Raw genomic sequence first — 18,980 nt, 5'->3', positions numbered from 1 at the left:
CTAATCAGCTAAATATACATTAACACATTGCAATCCATTTTTTCCTTGAGCGAGCTGATATTTGACTTTTTGTCCGACATGTAAGCGACGATATCCTTCTTCTTTAATAGCAGTATAAAAGACAAAGTACGCCTTCTGATTTTCATCGTCAGTGATAAAACCAAAACTACTGTTTTGATCAAACTGCTTTACCTTACCGTAACGCATTATTCTTCTAAACCTTCTTGTACAGCTTCAGGATAATCTTCTTTAACAATTTTAGCACATCTGCCACAAAGCATTGGTACTTCGCTATCAGCTCCAATATCCGTTCTGATCATACGACACCGAGGACAAACTTCACCTTCTGCATGTTCAACAAGAAATGCACCATTTGGTAATTTTTCTGCATTTGCAGGTGCTTCACCATCAGCAATAGTTAATTTAGAAACTATTAAAATTTGCCTAAAGTTTGCATCTAGATTGGCTAAAACTGCTCTCATCTCATCAGTCGGATAAACTGTAACTGCTGCTTCGAAAGATTTACCGATTAATTTCTGATCTCGTGCTTCTTCTAAGACTTTCAAAACATCATCGCGGAAATTCATAAACTTCTTCCAGTTATCAAGGAGATTATCATGATTTGCATATTGTTCAATTTCAGGCATTTCAGCAAGTTGGACGTAATCTTCTTTTTCCTTTAAGAAAGACCAAACTTCCTCCATAGTATGTGGCAAGACAGGCGTCAAAACCTTAGCCAACTTAACTGCTGCATCATAAATCACTGTTTGCATTGACCTTCTTGCATGACTATTTTTACTCTCAATATAAAGAACATCTTTGGCAAAGTCCAAATAAAATGCTGAAAGATCATTAGAAATAAATGCAAAAATCTTTTTATAAACATTATTAAAGTCGTAACGCTCATAACTGTCAAGACAAATTTTAACCAAATCGTTGAGTTTAACTTCCATATATTGGTCAATGGAGTTTAGATCTTCATAAGCGACTCTATTTGTTTGCGGGTCAAAATCAGAAGTATTAGCCAACATATAACGGAAAGTATTTCTTATTTTGCGGTAACTTTCAGAAGCTTGGCGCAAAATATTTTGCGAAACAGCAACATCAGAAGTAGTGTCTACAGAAGCTACCCACAAGCGAATAATTTCTGCTCCCATTTGTTTGATAACGTCGTTTGGCGAAATTACATTACCTAACGATTTAGACATTTTATGTCCTTTTTCATCTAAAACGAAACCTTGAGACAAAATACCGCGATAAGGTGCTTTACCCGTGGCAGCTACAGCTGTAATCAGACTTGAATTGAACCAGCCACGGTACTGATCACTGCCTTCAAGATATAGATCACATGGGAAATTCAAATCTGGTCTTTTAGCCATAACAGCTTGATGAGAAGATCCGGAATCAAACCAAACATCTAAAATATCTTTTTCCTTTGTAAATTTACCATTTGGTGAATGCTCAGAAGTAAATCCGTCTGGCAACAATTCCTTAGCACTTCTTCTATACCATGCATTTGACCCCTCTTTAGCAAAAATCTGGGCAATATGTTCAATAGTTTCTGGTGTGACAATCGCAGTACCGTCTTCTGCATAAAAGATTGGCAATGGAACTCCCCATGCACGTTGTCTTGAGATTACCCAATCACCACGATCCTTAATCATATTATGCAAGCGTAATTGACCCCATGATGGCGTGAATTTAACCTTATCAATTTGATCAAGAATCTGTTGACGGAACTTTTCAACTGAAGCAAACCATTGTGTAGTAGCTCGATAAATCACAGGTTTCTTTGTACGCCAATCATGAGGGTAAGAGTGAGTAAAGAAGCTAAGCTTAAGTAAATTGCCTGATTTCTTTAATTTTTCACTGACGACTTTATTGGCATCATCATAAAACAACCCTGCTAAATCTGGATCGTTAATATCTTCAGTGAAGCAACCTTTGTCGTCCATTGGACTGTACACAGGAATACCATATTTTTGAGCAACATTATAGTCATCTTCACCAAAACCAGAAGCCGTGTGAACTAGTCCAGTACCATCACTAGCAGTAACGTGCATCGCATTCATCAAAATAGAATCACGATCGTATAAAGGATGCTTGGCAACCATATGGTCCATTTCAGTACCCTTAAGATGTTGAACTACTTCATAGTCCTTCCAACCTAATTCTTCAGCAACAGCCTCTAAACGATCAGTTCCAACAACATAGCGCTTATCACCGACCTGAGCTACAGAGTAATCAAACCCTGGATTTACTGTAATACCCTGATTAGTAGGGATAGTCCAAGGTGTAGTTGTCCAAATTAAGAAATATGTATTTTTCGGATCTAAAATGCCCTTACCGTCTTTTACAGGAAATGAAACATAAATCGAAGGTGACTTAATATCATGATATTCAACTTCAGCTTCTGCCAATGTTGATTCACTTGAAGGTGACCAATAAACAGGTTTCTTACCTTTATAGATATAACCCTTTTCATACATTTTACCAAAGACGCGAATTTCTTCTGCTTCGTATTCGGGTTGATAAGTAATGTAAGGGTGGTCCCAGTCTCCCATTACTCCCAGTCGCTTAAAGTCAGTCATTTGCTTTTTAACTTCTTTACTGGCAAAATCTTGACAAAGCTGACGGTAATCCGCAAGATTCATCTTTTTGCGATCAACGCCTTGTTTTGTTAATTGCTGTTCAATTGGTAAACCATGAGTATCCCAACCAGGAACATAGGGAGCATAATAGCCGTTCATATTTTTAAAACGAACAATTATGTCTTTTGAAACTTTGTTCATAGCGTGGCCAATGTGAATATTACCGTTTGCAAAAGGAGGACCATCATGTAAATCAAATCTCGGCTTTCCTTTATTCAGTTTTAATCTTTGTTCATATAATTTGTTTTCTTCCCACTCTTTTTGCCATTGCGCTTCGCGAACTGGCAAATTGCCCCGCATCTTAAATTTGGTTTTACCCATATTAAGTGTATTTTTCACTCTCATTTTTTAATCCTCCCTATAAAAAAATCCTCGTCCTAAGATTAGGGCGAGGTTAATATCGTGGTACCACCTAAATTGAGTTGTTAAACTCCACTTAACGATTGCGTATCGTGCAACTAACGTAACAAACTAATGCTAACAGCTGATCAACCATTAAGCTCTTATATTAGTCTCACACCATCGCTAATTCGCTGAATTGCTCTCAAGTTTTACTGTCAGTTTGTTATTAATGATTTTTATAGTCATCTGGGAAAATAACAGTAGTACCAGAGCCATTATTAGAACTAGTATCTTCGTTATTAACAGTTTCAACACTAGGACTGTCACCAGTCATTGGTTTAGGACTATTATTATCTTCTTCAGTGTCTTGTTCAAAGTTTACTTCATCATCAATGCCATTGTCAACCTCTACTTCTTCGTCTTCGTCGATATCTTCGTCGATATCTTCATCATCATCGTCTTCATCGACATCTTCGTCTTCATCAGTTAACATTATAGGTTCAGCACCATCTGGGGGATAAAATCGTTCAGTATCGAAATATTTATCGAGTGCTTTTTGCCAATTTTCATCATTAAGATTTTCAATTGCTTTTTGTAAAAGATCTTGAATATAAGAGCGATAACCTGAAGCTTCCTTTTTCACACGTTCATAGTCTGATTTAATAGTTTCAAGTTGTTGACGTTGATAATCAGTATCAATTTTTGCTTGTTCAGTAGTATTATTAGCTTGAACTGTAGCATCATTGATAATTCTTTCTGCTTGAATTTTAGCGTTACCTACAGCTTCTTTCGTAGCATCTTCATTCTGCTTGTACTGTTTAACTTGTTTTTGTAAATCCGAAACCTGATCTTGCAAGTTCACAATTTCATTCTTCAAGTCAACCGTTTGATCTAACGCATCACCATAATCATTGATTATTTGGTCAAGAAAACTGTCTACTTCGCGCCTATCATAGCCACTTAAACCTCTCTTTTTGAATTCTTTATTATGAATTTCAAGCGGAGTCAATTTCTGCGATTCCTTTTTCTCGTCTGCCATAGCTTATACACCACCTTATACTTGCCTTTTCGTGTCGTTGATATATACTTAATTTCACATCTGCCAAAATGTCTTAAACTTAAGACATCATTTTCATTAACCATTATATTAAAATCTTTGATACTATGCCAATTTAATTTAACTAAATTATCTGATATATATGTTTTTATTTTCTGTCTGCTATCATTTGTGATTGAAGCTAAAACTGCATCCAACCTTAGTGAAGAAACAATTGCAGTTAACAGTTCACTTTCATCATCAACTGCTATTACTTTCTGATTTAGACTAGGTCTTATTCTAACCTTTGTCCTTCCTATATAGGTGATTTCATATTGAAAAAAATCTTTTAGTTCGCTCTTAGCAAAAAATTGCCACTTACCATTGCCATCGGTAATAATGTCACCAAATGTTGAGGTTTCTATGCCTGCATTAGCTAGGCTTCCTAATATTGCACTATGTGACAAACAAGTAAATTTCTGAGGATATTCAATATTAAAAACTGTAACCTGATATGCAAGAGGTGCAATAGTATCCCAGTCTTCAGTTATAAAAACTCTTTTCTTTTCAGCATTTAAATACCCACCATAGCTCTGCAAACAAACTTCAGTGCCAGCTATTTTTTTAAGAACATCTCTTTCTCCAGGATTCAAAAAATCTGTTAAAACTTCTTCATGCTTGTCAAGAACGTTATTTGTGAGTCCGTTCATCTTATCTACTATTTTCTGGTCAGATAAATCACCTTTAAACAAAACATTCTTAGCATAAGCACTTCGTTTTGCTATGTTTTTTGCGTTCACACAATGCCCCCTGTTAATGAAGGTAAAAGACACATTGGTCTTTTCTAAAATCATTATAGCATGAACTTTAAAAGACATTCATTTAACAAAGAAAACTATTTGCATAATTCAAGAAAAAATAAAAGGCTAACAAATCATAAAATTTATCAGCTTTTTATAAAAATTAAACAAACAATCTAAATAAAATGTTTGCCACCCATCTTAAGACATAATTTTGCAAAAAATAAAGTAATAGTAAGCCAATTAAAAATGAAATATCCAACCCAGTGGCATTAGATAGTCTTAGAATCGGCCCTTTACGGAAAAGGTTCAAATAAGGATCAATTAACAGATTAATTATGCGACCCAGACTTGAATCACGTAAAAAGGGAACCCAACTTAAAATTGCATCAATTACCATAATAATGCTGTAGATCCATATTATATAATCAAGAATGTTAATACCGTAATATATGATATTTGCTGCCATTAACTTAAAGTATCTTTCTTATCAACTAAGTCACTAATTTTGCCATTAGTAACGAATTTAGGAGGTGTTGCCAGAAATATCTTATCCCCGATGCGTTGAATTTCACCATTCAGGGCATAAACTGTCCCCGTTATAAAATCGACAACTCTCCTAGCAGAGGCATCTTCCATCCTGCTAAAATTAATAATCACTGCTTTGTTATTCAACAAGTTTTGTGCAACATCCTTGGCATCAGAATAAACACGTGGCTCATAAAGAACAATTTTGCTCTTAGCCGCATTCATGCCGGACTTTATCGAAACTACATTGTCACGATCAGCTGCACCAGCAGAATAATTGTCCTCATTATTTAATTGCTGGTCTTCTGAATATTCATCATCCAGCATTTCATCTTCATCATTTGCAACACCGAAAAATTTACCTATTTTACTAAAAGCCATTTTTCTTGCCTCCTATTAGTTTTCACCACGATGCCTGAAAAATGGAATATCATCAGTATCATCGTCATCAAAAGCGTTGGTTTCGATTTGTGAAATACTGCTTTGATCGTCGTCATCAAACGAGCTCGATCTTTCCTCTTGATTTGTGGCAGATGGTGTTGAACGACGATTTCCTTCATCATCGTTATCCAAACCCCATACACTTGTAGGATCGACCATAGGTTTATGCTTTGGAGCAGTCTGAACATTTTGTGAACCATCATCAGTTGAAGGTCTAGGCTCAACAGGTCTCTCGACCGAATTGGTATTTTGCCCAGATGAATTAGTTTGACTAGGTTGTGACTTTATCTGGTGACTGTGACCAGGAAGCTGTTTAGAAGCTTCCTCTTCTGCTTGTGAATTTATTCCTGTAGCTATAACAGTGACAACAACCTCATCTCCTAAATTAGGATTAATGGACGTACCAAAAATGATATTAACATCATCACCTGCAGCCTTTGAAACAATTTCAGAAGCATCTTGTGCTTCAAATAAAGTCAAATCAGGTCCACCGGTGATATTCAGGAGAACCTGCTTAGCGCCATCAATTGAAACCTCAAGCAATGGTGAAGAAATTGCCAGCTTAGTTGCTTCAACAGTCCGGTTCTCTCCACTTGCACGACCAATTCCCATTAAAGCGGCACCTTGGTTAGCCATAACAGTTTTAACATCTGCAAAATCCAAGTTGACATAGTCGGTTGAAGTGATTAAATCGGAAATGCCTTGAACACCCTGTTTTAAAACATTATCAGCTTCTTTAAAGGCATCCATCATAGGAGTCTTTTTATCGACCATTTCCAACAACCGGTTATTAGCAATGATAACGAGAGTATCAACATACTGTTTTAACTGAGAAATGCCTTCAGCTGCATTTTTGGACCTTTTGGGTCCTTCAAATGTAAAAGGACGAGTAACAACACCAACTGTTAATGCTCCAGTTTCTCGTGCAATTTTGGCTACAATTGGAGCAGCACCAGTTCCCGTGCCGCCTCCCATGCCAGCGGTAATAAAAATCATATCTGCACCTTTTAGCGCATCTTCAATCGTCTGCTCACTTTCTTCAGCAGCTTTTTGACCCACCTCAGGATGTGAACCAGCTCCAAGTCCTCTTGTCAACTTTGGCCCAAGCTGAATTTTATTTTCAGCTTTATTACTATTTAATGCTTGTACATCTGTGTTAGCAGCTACAAAAGATACTCCTTGTACGCCATCATCGATCATTCGATTAACAGCATTACCACCAGCACCGCCGACACCAATAACTTTGATGACAGCATTTTTATTGTCGTCAGAATCAAACGTAAAATCCATCTAATTAACCACCTTTAATCAAAGAACTTTTTGAAGAAGTTCTTAAAGCCTTTATCTTTATTTTGCGTATTATTTTTCGTTTTACTTTGCGAAGATTTTTCTCGCTTCAGTAACTCACGTCTATTATATTCTTCTTTTCTTTTACTTTCATTAACAGTAGCTGTTCTTTTCGAAGTTTTTGTTTTTTCTTGAACAGTCACTTCTTCTTGACCAAGTGCATCCTTGCCGTATATTGCGTTAATTACTAAAAAGTCAATATCAGACATTTTATATGCATAGTTAACGACTCCATATGCAGCTGAATATATTGGATTGCGCATTCCAATTTGGTCAGGTTGATAGATTCTGGCTTTGACATTTAAAGTATTGGCTATTATGCCATCAAAACCTTGTAACAGACTGCTTCCACCAGTGATAATGACACCACCAGGCAAACTTAAAGCATCATGTTTAACTAAGCCTTTTTCAATTCTGTCAATGGTCTGCATAACTCTGGCATTAATAATTTCACTTAAGTAGCTCTCGTCAACCATCTGTTGACCATTTGAGCCTACGCTATTAACAGCAAATTTATTTTTTTCAGAAGCTAAATTTGGATCAGCATATCCATAATCAAGTTTTATTTGTTCTGCATCCCTTTTTGATGTACTAAGAACAACAGAGATGTCATTGCTAATATCGCTACCTCCTTCAAAGTCAATATTAGCATATTTAATCTGATTATTGTGAATGACCGTGGCAGTAGTCACGCCACCACCTAAATCAAGGATAATCGAGCCAAACTGTCGCTCACTTTCATTTAAAGCTACACTGGCAATAGCAAGTGGAGTTGGAACAAAAAAGTTATTAGAATAACCTGCACGCTCTATAGCCTTTTTAATATTATGCAAAGGACTTGCCGGAGCCGTTAACATGATGCCCTGCACCGACAGAGAATGAGCAATCATTTTTCGGGGATCATCGACTTCCGTTTTACCATCAATTAAAAAGCGGCTTGGCAAAAAAGCAATAGGTTCACGTTCGTTTTTTACTGCAGACCTGATAGCAGCACGTACTACACGTCTGACATCATGGTTGCCAACCTCCTGACCATTATCGCTTACATTAACCAAATCGCTTGCAGTTTCAAGTTGAAGCATACCCACCGGTATGCCTGTTACAACTCGATAAATCTTTGCGTTTGTCTTTTTAGCTATTTCTTTTAAAGCTCTATTAATAGCAGCTGCTGTCTCATCAATATCAACTATATTGCCATGGCGCATCCCTCTGTTAGGAACAGCTACAGCTCCGATAACTTTACTATTATCAGCTACAACCGCTTTCACGCTTGTGGTACCAATATCTAAGCCCACTAATAAATTTGTATTGTCCAAAATTTACCCCCTGTCAGTGCTCTTTACAAAAATTTTACCATAAAAGTAGCTCAAATTCAGCCTAAGTTAAACCATAAGCTTTCTTTTCACTTGGTGTAAGCGGCCTGCTAAACGCACCTACTTCCAAATCAATTAAAGTATTTTTTCCCACTTTAGTTTTTATTTTATTATAGTACTTTAATTTACTTTTGAGGGTAGAAACGTTGCCAATTACTACATTTCCATTTTTCATTAGAAAAATTACCTGTGATTTTCTTCTAGTGTTGCCGCTTAACAATTTTATCTGATTTTGAAAATCTGGAGGCAGACTATTAAACAAGTGAAGAGTTTCTTTCAATGATAATTCATGGTTATATCCCACAAAAACCGGCTTATCCGGGCTTACCTTTGACCACGGAATTATCTGAGAACCCAATTTGCCGTGTGTAAGTATTTTCCGGTATCCTTTGGCATTTTTAATGTAACCAATCGTATGGTATTCGTCAATATTAAGAATCAAATGGTTAAAATTTTTAACATGGACATTTATGGTTTTTATTTCAGAGTATCTTGATGACAGTTTATGGTCTATGCTGTCCTTATTAAGCAGATGGTCAATTACTTTATCACTGGCTTTAATATCAGTAGTTTTTACAACTTCATTTATTGGTAAATCATTTTCTCCTTTTATTTGAATGCTTTTCACATTTGCTAAAGGAGAAATATAATAACCTAGTCCCAAAATTGACACTACTGAGATTCCCACAACAAGTCCCAAACGTTTAAATAATGCAGTTTTACGTTCACTATGTAACTTTGACAAAGAGGCAGAGACTTTTGTTTTAGCTTTAAACTTTTTCTTCCGATTAGATTCGTGATCTAAATAAGGTGATAATTTTTCTTTTGGATCAATTTTTGTTACTCGCTTCTTAGTCAACTGCCTCACCTTCTTCTTACTGAGATATATCTTGCATTACTTTAATTACTTCGTCAGAAGCATCTGGAACGCCCAATTTCTTTGAAGCTTTACTCATTTCTGTATAATATTTACGGTCTAAAACGATATGATCAATTGAGGAAATAAAATTATTGATATTAAGATCGCTTTCAGCAATCACCGTCGCAGCGCCTGCTTTTTCCAGGTCAAGTGCGTTTTTCATCTGATGGTTATGAGTAACGTTAGGACTAGGAATTAATATTGCGGGAACACCCAGAGCTGTAAATTCCGCAATGCTGGTTGCTCCAGATCGTGAAACCACACAAATCATTTTAGGCAAAAGTGCTGGCATATCCTTAACATATGGTAAAATTTTAATACTTTTACCATAGTCTATATTAGCCAGTTTTTCTTGGATTTCTTTAAAATAATATGTTCCAGTTACCCAAATTATTTGGTATGGTTTTTTTTGCAGACGAGTTAGTGACTTAAGCATAATACGATTGATTGCTAAAGCTCCACGAGATCCTCCAAAAACTAATACTGTAGGTATTATTGGATTCAGATTCCATTTACTTTGCATATCAACTTTTGCTGATGATAAGTTCAATACCTGCTGAGAACGCGGATTCCCAGTTTTTACCAATTTTTTCTTTTCAGAAAACTGTTTAGCTGCGTCATCAAACGTATAACAAATCTTATTTACATAGTGACCTAAAAACTTATTAGCAACTCCAACAACCGAATTCGATTCATGAATCAAGGTTGGTATCTTCATTTTAGCTGCTTCATAAACTACAGCACCACTCACGTAGCCACCAGTACCCATTACGATATCAGGCTTAAACTCATTAATAATTCTTTGAGCCTTTTTTGTAGCTTTAAGAAACAACCTAATTGTAGCAAAATTACTCATTATATGTTTACGTGAAAACCCGCGCATTTCAATTGTTTTGAAATTTACGCCAGCCGCCGGAACAATTTTTGCTTCAAGACCATTTTTAGTACCTACAAACAGAATTTCATCATTTGTAGCTAAGTTGCGCTCTTTTAATCTTTCAATGATAGCCATAATAGGATAAATATGACCACCGGTTCCTCCACCAGTAAATATTATTCTCATTTTATTTCGTCTTCAATTCCTTTACAAAATTAACAAAATAGTCTCCACGTTCTTCAAATGTTCTAAATTGATCCCATGACGCACAAGCCGGTGAAAACAACAATACGTCACCAGGTTTTGTTAATTCATATGCGCTAGGAACTGCTTCCTGTAAAGTGTTTTCAATTACAATTTGTTTAATACCCGCTTTTCTAGCAGCATCTGCTAATAAATAACGACTTTCTCCATATAAAACAGCCGCTTTAACGTGTTTTTTTAAAAGAGGTACTAAAGAATCAAAAGTAAATCCTCGATCTAAGCCACCAGCGATCCAGACCTCCGGATCTTCAAAAGAAGGAATTGCAACAGAAGCTGCTTCAATATTTGTAGATTTAGAATCGTTGTATATTTTGCGCCCCTCTAATGTCATCACGTATTGCAAGCGGTGCTTTGCGCCGGCAAAAGTTGTTAAAACAGCTTTAATATCATTGGTATCTGCACCCATTATTTGTGCAATTGCACTTGCAACTAATGCGTTTTGCTGGTTATGAATTCCAGGTAATTTCATGTCAGATGTCTTCATTATTTTTTCTTGCTGATTTTGTAAATATCCATCGGCAATAAAATAATCAGCATTTTGACTATTTTCAGAAAAAGTTACTAATTTTGCTCTTGTAACTTTCCTTTCTTTTTTCAAAATATCTTTTTGATCAAAATTAGCTAAAAAATAATGATCTGGACTCTGCGTACGAGTAACATTCAGTTTGGCATTAACATAATTTTCAAAAGTTTTATGATAATCCAAGTGAACATTGTGGTAAATGTCAATGATTGCTGCCACCTTAGGATTAATATCTGTAACACCAAGTAACTGAAAACTGGAAGTTTCGCAGACTAAAATATCATCCTTGGTCGCTTTTTCAACCACTTCAGATATTGGTACGCCAATGTTCCCTACTGCGTATGCATGATGTCCACTTTTAGACAAATGATGATCAAGAATTTTCTGGGTCAGCATTACTGTAGTGGTCTTCCCATTCGAACCTGTAACGCAAATATAAGGGGCATCACTAACACTCAATGCAATTTCTGGCTCGGTAATAATAGGCAAGTTTAGTTTTTGGGCTTCTTGTACCATTGGATTTTCATAAGGGATGCCAGGATTCTTTATTAAATAATCAAAACTTTCTTGACTTAATAATTCAATTGGATGCCTGCCGCCAATCACGCGGACACCCTTTTTTTTCAATTCCTGTGCATTTTGATTTTTACTCAAATCAGCTTGATCATTTAAAGTCAGCTTTGCACCTAGTTTAAGCAGCAATTTACTAACTGCAAAACCGCTTTTGCCCAGACCTAAAACCAAAATGTTTTTGTTCTGATAAGTCTCAATCTGCTTCATTTGCCTAATTTTATCCCCATATTATTAAATATAAAAAACTACCAATTAATCCAACTATCCAAAAAATAATATCTACTTTCCATTCAGAATACCCCAGCATTTCGAAATGATGATGAATTGGTGTCATTTTAAAAATCCTCTTACCTGTAGTTTGAAAAGAGATTACTTGTAGAATTACACTCGCTGTTTCACAAACAAACACAATTCCAATTAATAAAAGAGACCAAGGTCTGTTTAAAAAAATACTGACAGCAGCCAATCCACCTCCTAATGCCAAAGATCCGGCATCACCCATGAAAATTTTAGCAGGTTTATGATTAAAAATAAAAAATGAAATCAAACCACCTATAACACTCATACAAAAAATTAAAATACCAAAATTCTTTTGTTTAAGTGCAATATAAGAATAAGTAGCATAAGAAATAATTGACAGTCCCGTTGCTAGACCATCTAATCCATCTGAGAGATTAACAGCGTTGGAAAAGCCAACCAGCCAAAAAATTACAAAAATGGTAAATAAAATAGCACTGTTCACAATACCAAAAAATGGTATAAAAAGTTTAAATTGAAAATTATCTGTAGCTGCAATAATGACAATCACAATAGCAACGAGTATTTGTAAGGAAAATTTTTGCCAGGCATGCAAACCTAAATTGCGCTTGTAAAACAGTTTAATACCATCATCTAAAAAGCCGATTATTCCGTAGCCAAGCAAACTGATTAGTAAAATCCAAATTAGTTTAGAAGTTTGGTGTTGCCAAATGCTAACCCAAATGGTAGATACTGCAGCTGCCAAAACAAAGACTATCCCACCCATTGTGGGCGTTCCTGATTTCTTTTCATGCCATTTAGGACCTTCATCACGAATTTCTTGTCCTTCGTGATGGGTCCTCATGAAAATAATCATCCAAGGCAGAATGATCCCAGTCAACGCTAGTGAACTTACTAATGCAATAATGCTAATAATCAGCATAAAAATGCTACTCCTTTAATTGTATTTTTATTTTTGTGCCTGATTTAACAGGTTGTCCTATAGCCAAGCTTTGCTTAAAAACTACTCCTGTACCTTTTATGCTTAGCTTAACCCCAGTTAAATCAGCAAACTGGTGCAACTCATCAATAGACCAGCCCTTCATGTCTGGACATTCTATACTTCCAGCAGTACGAACAAGCATTAATTTTCCTGACTGTTGTTTTTGACCTGCCGAGTAAGACTGTTCAGTTATTTTATCACCCTTACCAATCTTAGCAAGTCTTAAACCAACACGCTGTGCAACCTTTTCGGCCTCTTTGTAGTTTAAGCCTTTTAGATTGGGCGTTTTAACAGCAGTTGGACTGCTTAACCCATTTTTAGACATTAGAATTACTCTATTCATCATGGGTTTAAAAATTGATGAAAGTATTACTTCAGCTGGTTTACTCATTTTACGTGGCTGTTTGACAGTAATGTAAATGCAGTATCGTGGATGCTTAGCAGGAGTGACCCCAACCACTGAAAAGATGTAATTATTGTTACCCTTAAGATAGCCTCCGCCCTTAAGGTTAGCAATCTGAGCAGTACCTGTTTTAACGGCAATACTCTTACCTTTCATTTGGTATGCGGAACCTGTTCCAATGCGTTTATTTAAAACTCGACGCATATTTTCAAGTACGGTAGATGCAGTTTCTTTAGTGTAAACTGGTTGACCTACATTTTTAATTTGATAACCGGTTATAGTATGATTATCAGCATCCGTAATTTTTTCAACGAATTGCGGTTTTACCATTTGCCCATCATTTGCCAGACTGCTAAATGCCTGCATCATTTGCATAACATTGACATCAACACCTTGACCAAAACTAGTTACTGCTTGATCAATCGGAGAACTGAATGCTATGGTTCCTGGTTGTTCACCGGGCAAGGTTACTCCAGTTTTTTCGCCAATATGAAACTTTTTCAAATATTTTTTCCAGGTCTTGGCACCCATTTGCTGCTCAATATGAACAAAGCCAGTATTACTCGAACGAGGAAAAGCTTGTGAAAATGGTATACTTCCCCAGCCGTGAGGCTGCCAGTCGTGAATTACGGATCCATTAACAGAAACAGATCCTGAATTATAATATTGATTAGAGTGGTAATTTCCACTATTTACAGATGATGAAAGCGTTAGAACTTTAAATACAGAGCCTGGTTCATAAGTATCTTGTACTAAAATATTGCGATATGAGTTTTTTAGACCCTTTTTCGTTTGCGGATTAAAAGTTGGTCTTTGAGACGCAGCTAAAACTTTACCCGTTTTAATGTCTTCAACGACAGCCGTCATGGAAACCGGATTAAACGTATTTTGGACATAGGAGAGCCTATTTTCAAGATACTCTTGCAATTGTGAATCAATAGTTAGATAAATATTGTTACCGTCAACCGGTGCCTTGTAAGTATGCGCACTATTTGGCGTCTGAAAATTAGAAGCATCCACCGCTGAAACCTGATAACCATTTTTTCCAGTAAGCACGTCATCATACCATGCTTCAAGTCCCATGGTACCCTCAAGATTCTGCTGCTTGGTTTTTTTATCATATACCGGGGTAGCCATTCCTATTACGTGAGAAGCAAAATTACCGTTAGGATAAAGCCGAGACTGGGTTTCAAAGAATTTAATACCAGGCAAATTCATCTTTTCAATTTTATCTTTTTGCTTTTTTGATAAATTGGAACCTGCAGTACCAAATTGTACCTGAAAAACAGGGTGTGCAGGATTAAGATATTTTAAAATTTCGTCAGTTTTAAGAGGTAAGACTTGGGCTAATTTGTTAGCAGTCTTATTCTTATCCACAACATATTCAGGCTTATTTTTATAATTGATAGAAGATTTATCTAAAATAGCATAAATAGTATATAAATGAGAATCTTGAGCAACTGCCAGGCCATTACGGTCATATATAGTACCGCGATTAGCCTTTAATACCTGATTACGCATATATAATTGCTCAGTTTTAGCAGTTAAATTTTGTCCACTAATAGTCTTTGAAATGCCAATATATAAAAATCTTCCTATAAATACGAGAAAAACCAAAGCAACAGCTACCTCGAGAAATCTCCCGACTGTAAAACGGTATCCGTGAGCTTTGGAATTAGAGTTACTTATTTTGCTATTATGCTTTTTCATCAGCGTATAGTCCTAATATTTTTCTCATTCAAAGCTAACCCCTTGCTACGTGCAATTTTACTCATACGAGAGCTTGAGGTTAACTCACCTAATTCTTGATGCAAATCTCCAACTTGACTTTGCCCTTTTGCAACAGACCGTTGCACCTTGGTAAGTTCATGTTGAGCTGAAGTAGCAGAAATACTGGAAGAAACTAGCATTGTCACTAAGCCAATGGTTATTATTGTTCCCAATACAAGCAAGGACTTTTCAAAGCCGGTCCAAGCAACGTTGTGATGATTGAGAACTTGACGTTGTCTCTTCTTTGGATCCCTTTGCTCATTAGGATTAAACTCTACTTTTCTTGCTAAATTATCAGCCATTGTTTTTCCTCTTTACAATTTTTCTGCGACTCGCAACTTTGCACTGTGTGAGCGATTATTATTCTTTAGCTCTTCGGGTGAGGCAACAATGGGTTTGCGGTTAACTAAACGAAGCATTGGCTTCAAGTTGTCAGGAATAACTGGCATTCCCCTAGGTACATCAACTTCAGAGTATTTTTTAAAAATATTTTTTACAATTTTGTCTTCATCAGACTGAAAGGTAATCACACCAATTCGACCACCAGGTTTTAACAAATGAACCGCCTCTTCAAGTGATTCATTTAAAACATCAAGCTCGTGATTCACAGCAACACGCAAAGCCTGAAAGGTCTTTTTTGCTGGGTGCCCACCAGTCCTTCTTGCAAACGCAGGAATTGCTTCCTTAATTATATCAACTAGTTCAAATGTTGTCTCAATTGGCTTTTTTTGTCTTTTAATGACAATTTTATGGGCAATCTGGCGAGAATATTTTTCTCCACCAAATTTATACAAAATATTCGCCAATTCTTTTTGGCTTGAGTTATTAACTAATTGATAAGCATCAAGACTTTGCTCTTGATCCATTCTCATATCTAATCTTGCATCAAAGCGATAAGAAAAACCCCTTTGTGCTTGATCAAATTGTGGCGATGAAACTCCCAAATCATAGTAAATCCCATCTATACCATTTTGATAACCCAGCTCAACCAGATTCGCTTTTAAATGGCTAAAATTATCATGTACCAATTTTAATTTAGGATCGGCATTTTGAGTAAGTAAATCAGCAAAGTTTAACTTAGCCGAATTTATTGCGTATTCGTCTTGATCAAAACCAATTAATGTACCACTTGTAAGTTTGCTCAATAAATATTTTGCATGACCGCCACCGCCAAAAGTTGCGTCTACATAAAGACCACCATTTTTTAGTTTTAAATTATCGATTGTTTGGTGTAAGAGTACACTGGTGTGTTTGAATTCCATAATTATAGTTCAATTTCATCCAAATTTTCTGCGATATCATCATAGTTTTCATTGGCTTCATCACTAAAGCTTTCCCAACGTTCCTTAGACCAAATTTCAATTCGATCAGAAACTCCTACAATGACACATTCTTTGACAAGGGAAGCATGTTTCTTCAGCGTTGTGGTCAGATTCACACGACCTTGTTTGTCAAATTCGCATTCCATCGCACCAGAGTAGAACAAACGCGTAAAGCTACGCGCATTTCTCTTAGTCAATGGAAGTTGCGCTAATTTAGCTTCAATTTTTTGCCATGCCTCAGTAGTATAGCCAAAAATGCAGCCTTCCATTCCGCGAGTAAATATCATTTTGTCACCTATTTGGCTACGCAAACGGGCAGGTATAATTAAACGCCCTTTGCTGTCAAGATTGTGATGATATTCACCCATGAACATGGCTTAGCCTCCTTCCACTAAATAATTTACCACAATTCACCACTTCCTACCACTTTTTAGTCAAAAAAGTTAAATATTTATTTTTTAATGACACAAAAAGAAAAAATCGCAAACCAATTCAGGTTTGCGACTAGATTTTTTAAAATTTTTTTATTAAAAAGTTTGACTATATCATCAAAAATAATAGACCCAGATACCAAAAAATAGTATTTACAGTTAAGTAATCCCAGATTTTACGCAGAGTTTGACTTAAAGAGAGATTTTTATTTTTAACAGCATCAGATATTGCTATAACTATAACTAAGAAGAAAAAAACGAAGAAACCATAAGGCAAAAACTCAGGTCTTTTTTGGTGTATGGTAATTAAGTGACATGCATATATAAAAAAGAAAGGCAATAGGTCATATCCCCTGAATTGAGCTTTAGGAAACATTTTATTAACAATATAAGCTAAAGCAAGACCTATAACAGGTATCAAGATAATTAAAAACATTGGCTACATCCTCTATCATTTAATATCTATTTTATCTTACTCCGCGATTGAAAAAAACTATTAAGTAGCATAAAATATTGTTCAAGTAGGAGGTCAATCAATGACGCGAAGACATAAGAAAAAGAGATCCAAATTTCAAAAATTAACAATTGCTATGGCTTGGCTGATGGCAATAATTACGTTAGCGGCAGTTGTAATGCAGGCTGTTGGTGCATTATCAAGCTTTGGCTTTTTCGAATAAAAAACGTGAGACTTATATCTCACGTTTTTTATTGCCGGTAATTTTCTAAATTAACCATAAAAGGATAGTTAAGAGCCAGATTCCACCATAATTTATAGGTGGCACAAATAAATATAAATACCCAGCACAGAGTTGGCAAAATACTTTGCACCAGCTTCAAAATACCAATACTTGACAAACCTGTCATATTCAAAATCAGCCACGTGAAGCCTTGAGTTAGAACAGAAGCAATTAAAACTGCCAGAACTCTGGCCCAAAATACCTCAGGCAAAAATCGTGCAGATTTTTGCAATAGCCATGAAACTATTGGCAAAATAATTGCGTAAATACCTATAATGCCAAAAAAATAAATGTCACTGACTATACCTGCACCTAAAGCCAACCAAATTTCTTTATCATTAGTGTCATCAAATAGCGCGATTAGCATCATGCTAACAGGTACTAATAAGTTCGAAGCTTTGCCGAATGAAAAAAACTGATGCAGGTAAAAGGACAAGCTTCCGCTAACAGCTAAAGCAACATATAATGCTAAGACAAGAGTAAATTTTCGCAGTGTCTTCATTAGTCGCTCACTTTCCTTTTGATAACAGTGACAACTGAAGGATCGTTTAATTCGCCAGCTGGATTTATTTTGATTAAATCAGATAAGCCAAATGAGTCATGTGTTGTAGCAGAAATAGTTCCTACTAATAATCCTTTAGGAGAATTACCGCCCATTCCACTAGTGTAAATTTTCGTACCACGCTTGAGCTTTTTACTATCCATTGCTTGAGTAAAAGCTAAAGTTTTGTTGCCTATCACTGTAATTATGCCATGAACCTTTTTTCCGTTTGTGGCTTGAGCTTGAACTGCAAAGCGGTTTGCCGACTTGTCACTAGTGGTAATTAATTCCACCTTTGCAGAAGCAGCATTTACCTCTATTATACGACCAATAACTCCACCGCCCGACATCACAGCCATGTTTTTACGTAAGCCAGAAGTAGTTCCCTTGTTGATAACTAAAAGATCTGTCCAACTGTCTGGTGAACGCGAAATTACCGAAGCCTGAACCATATTATAGTCAGTTAAAGTTTCTTTTAACTTTAAAGCGGACTTAAGTTGTTTGTTTTCTGCTTCAAGACTTGAGTTACGAGCCTTTGTTTGTTCCAAATCGGTTATTTGGCTCTTAAGATAGTTATTTTCATCTTGAGTATTCAGCAAATCATGCACATTATTTAAACTGCCAGACACAAAACTAAGAGGAAAATCAATAACCCTTGACCCTACAGCGACTATATCATTACCAAAGCTTTGAATAATTAATGGAGTGTTGCGCTTATTACGCAAGCTTACACTACCACCTAAAACTATAAATACTACAATAACTGCAAGACATGCTGACAACAGTTTTTTATTCTGTAAAAATTTCTTCATTTGGATACAGTCCCTAAAGAAAAATCGGCAATAATAGCCGACTTTTTATA

Annotated in this window: 20 protein-coding genes; 1 reads left to right on the top strand and 19 read right to left on the bottom strand. The window is 36.0% G+C overall.

The genetic code is table 11. The features are described from left to right. The 17 genes from H3T43_RS00160 to H3T43_RS00080 all read right to left on the bottom strand — a co-directional run bounded on the left by H3T43_RS00160 (position 1) and on the right by H3T43_RS00080 (position 17,276). On the bottom strand, positions 1 to 207 hold the full coding sequence (locus H3T43_RS00160) for a cold-shock protein (protein WP_198179357.1): 207 nt from the start codon (positions 205 to 207) through the stop codon (positions 1 to 3). Next, the gene (gene ileS, locus H3T43_RS00155) at positions 207 to 2,996 is read right to left on the bottom strand and encodes an isoleucine--tRNA ligase (protein ID WP_198211748.1); all 2,790 of its coding nucleotides are present in this window, start codon (positions 2,994 to 2,996) and stop codon (positions 207 to 209) included. The genes H3T43_RS00160 and ileS overlap by 1 nt, the downstream gene beginning before the upstream one ends. Positions 2,997 to 3,219: 223 nt before the next feature. Continuing rightward, positions 3,220 to 4,032, bottom strand: coding sequence for a DivIVA domain-containing protein (locus tag H3T43_RS00150; protein WP_198211747.1), 813 nt, complete (start codon positions 4,030 to 4,032; stop codon positions 3,220 to 3,222). After that, a complete protein-coding gene (locus H3T43_RS00145) occupies positions 3,999 to 4,781 on the bottom strand; it encodes an RNA-binding protein (RefSeq protein ID WP_232350229.1) in 783 nt (260 codons plus the stop codon). The genes H3T43_RS00150 and H3T43_RS00145 overlap by 34 nt, the downstream gene beginning before the upstream one ends. Before the next feature lie 211 nt (positions 4,782 to 4,992). Beyond that, positions 4,993 to 5,298 carry a YggT family protein gene (locus H3T43_RS00140; RefSeq protein ID WP_198211745.1) on the bottom strand — a complete coding sequence of 102 codons (306 nt, stop codon included), beginning with the start codon at positions 5,296 to 5,298 and terminating at the stop codon, positions 4,993 to 4,995. Continuing rightward, entirely contained in the window at positions 5,298 to 5,738 is a 441-nt protein-coding gene (locus tag H3T43_RS00135) for a cell division protein SepF (protein WP_198211744.1), read from the bottom strand. Before H3T43_RS00135 ends, H3T43_RS00140 begins: the two co-directional genes overlap by 1 nt. A 15-nt stretch (positions 5,739 to 5,753) precedes the next feature. Then, positions 5,754 to 7,088: a cell division protein FtsZ gene (gene ftsZ, locus H3T43_RS00130; protein ID WP_034979393.1), complete on the bottom strand. Its 1,335-nt coding sequence runs from the start codon at positions 7,086 to 7,088 to the stop codon at positions 5,754 to 5,756. 14 nt (positions 7,089 to 7,102) lie between these two features. Beyond that, a complete protein-coding gene (gene ftsA / locus H3T43_RS00125) occupies positions 7,103 to 8,461 on the bottom strand; it encodes a cell division protein FtsA (RefSeq protein ID WP_198211743.1) in 1,359 nt (452 codons plus the stop codon). A 61-nt stretch (positions 8,462 to 8,522) separates the two neighbouring features. Next, positions 8,523 to 9,377 (bottom strand): cell division protein FtsQ/DivIB, encoded by an 855-nt coding sequence (locus H3T43_RS00120; RefSeq protein WP_198211742.1) that lies wholly within the window; start codon positions 9,375 to 9,377, stop codon positions 8,523 to 8,525. Between the two features lie 16 nt (positions 9,378 to 9,393). Then, positions 9,394 to 10,500, bottom strand: coding sequence for an undecaprenyldiphospho-muramoylpentapeptide beta-N-acetylglucosaminyltransferase (gene murG, locus H3T43_RS00115; protein ID WP_198211741.1), 1,107 nt, complete (start codon positions 10,498 to 10,500; stop codon positions 9,394 to 9,396). 1 nt (position 10,501) lies between these two features. Continuing rightward, on the bottom strand, positions 10,502 to 11,881 hold the full coding sequence (gene murD, locus H3T43_RS00110) for a UDP-N-acetylmuramoyl-L-alanine--D-glutamate ligase (RefSeq protein ID WP_198211740.1): 1,380 nt from the start codon (positions 11,879 to 11,881) through the stop codon (positions 10,502 to 10,504). A 10-nt stretch (positions 11,882 to 11,891) separates the two neighbouring features. Next, positions 11,892 to 12,854, bottom strand: a complete 963-nt coding sequence (gene mraY, locus H3T43_RS00105; protein WP_232350217.1) for a phospho-N-acetylmuramoyl-pentapeptide-transferase — start codon at positions 12,852 to 12,854, stop codon at positions 11,892 to 11,894. A gap of 7 nt (positions 12,855 to 12,861) precedes the next feature. Next, positions 12,862 to 15,027 (bottom strand): penicillin-binding protein, encoded by a 2,166-nt coding sequence (locus H3T43_RS00100; protein WP_198211739.1) that lies wholly within the window; start codon positions 15,025 to 15,027, stop codon positions 12,862 to 12,864. Next, on the bottom strand, positions 15,027 to 15,389 hold the full coding sequence (gene ftsL, locus H3T43_RS00095; protein WP_198211738.1) for a cell division protein FtsL: 363 nt from the start codon (positions 15,387 to 15,389) through the stop codon (positions 15,027 to 15,029). Before ftsL ends, H3T43_RS00100 begins: the two co-directional genes overlap by 1 nt. Positions 15,390 to 15,401: 12 nt before the next feature. Then, positions 15,402 to 16,349, bottom strand: coding sequence for a 16S rRNA (cytosine(1402)-N(4))-methyltransferase RsmH (rsmH, locus tag H3T43_RS00090; protein ID WP_198211737.1), 948 nt, complete (start codon positions 16,347 to 16,349; stop codon positions 15,402 to 15,404). A 2-nt stretch (positions 16,350 to 16,351) separates the two neighbouring features. Then, on the bottom strand, positions 16,352 to 16,783 hold the full coding sequence (mraZ, locus tag H3T43_RS00085) for a division/cell wall cluster transcriptional repressor MraZ (RefSeq protein WP_045927989.1): 432 nt from the start codon (positions 16,781 to 16,783) through the stop codon (positions 16,352 to 16,354). A gap of 166 nt (positions 16,784 to 16,949) precedes the next feature. Next, positions 16,950 to 17,276, bottom strand: coding sequence for a DUF3397 domain-containing protein (locus H3T43_RS00080; RefSeq protein ID WP_198211736.1), 327 nt, complete (start codon positions 17,274 to 17,276; stop codon positions 16,950 to 16,952). Between the two features lie 100 nt (positions 17,277 to 17,376). Here H3T43_RS00080 and H3T43_RS00075 point away from each other — a divergent pair, with 100 nt between their 5' ends. After that, complete coding sequence (locus H3T43_RS00075) at positions 17,377 to 17,517, top strand: DUF4044 domain-containing protein (protein ID WP_081945343.1); 141 nt, start codon at positions 17,377 to 17,379, stop codon at positions 17,515 to 17,517. Between the two features lie 28 nt (positions 17,518 to 17,545). Here H3T43_RS00075 and mreD read toward each other — a convergent pair whose 3' ends face one another. Then, positions 17,546 to 18,079: a rod shape-determining protein MreD gene (mreD, locus tag H3T43_RS00070; protein ID WP_198211735.1), complete on the bottom strand. Its 534-nt coding sequence runs from the start codon at positions 18,077 to 18,079 to the stop codon at positions 17,546 to 17,548. Then, positions 18,079 to 18,930, bottom strand: coding sequence for a rod shape-determining protein MreC (gene mreC, locus H3T43_RS00065; RefSeq protein WP_198211734.1), 852 nt, complete (start codon positions 18,928 to 18,930; stop codon positions 18,079 to 18,081). Before mreC ends, mreD begins: the two co-directional genes overlap by 1 nt. Between the last annotated feature and the right edge of the window lie 50 nt (positions 18,931 to 18,980).

The organism is Lactobacillus sp. M0396 (assembly GCF_016101625.1).
GTDB lineage: Bacteria > Bacillota > Bacilli > Lactobacillales > Lactobacillaceae > Lactobacillus > Lactobacillus huangpiensis.
The sequence above is the reverse complement of the archived record's forward strand: the minus strand, read 5'-3'. Positions and strand labels throughout refer to the sequence as shown.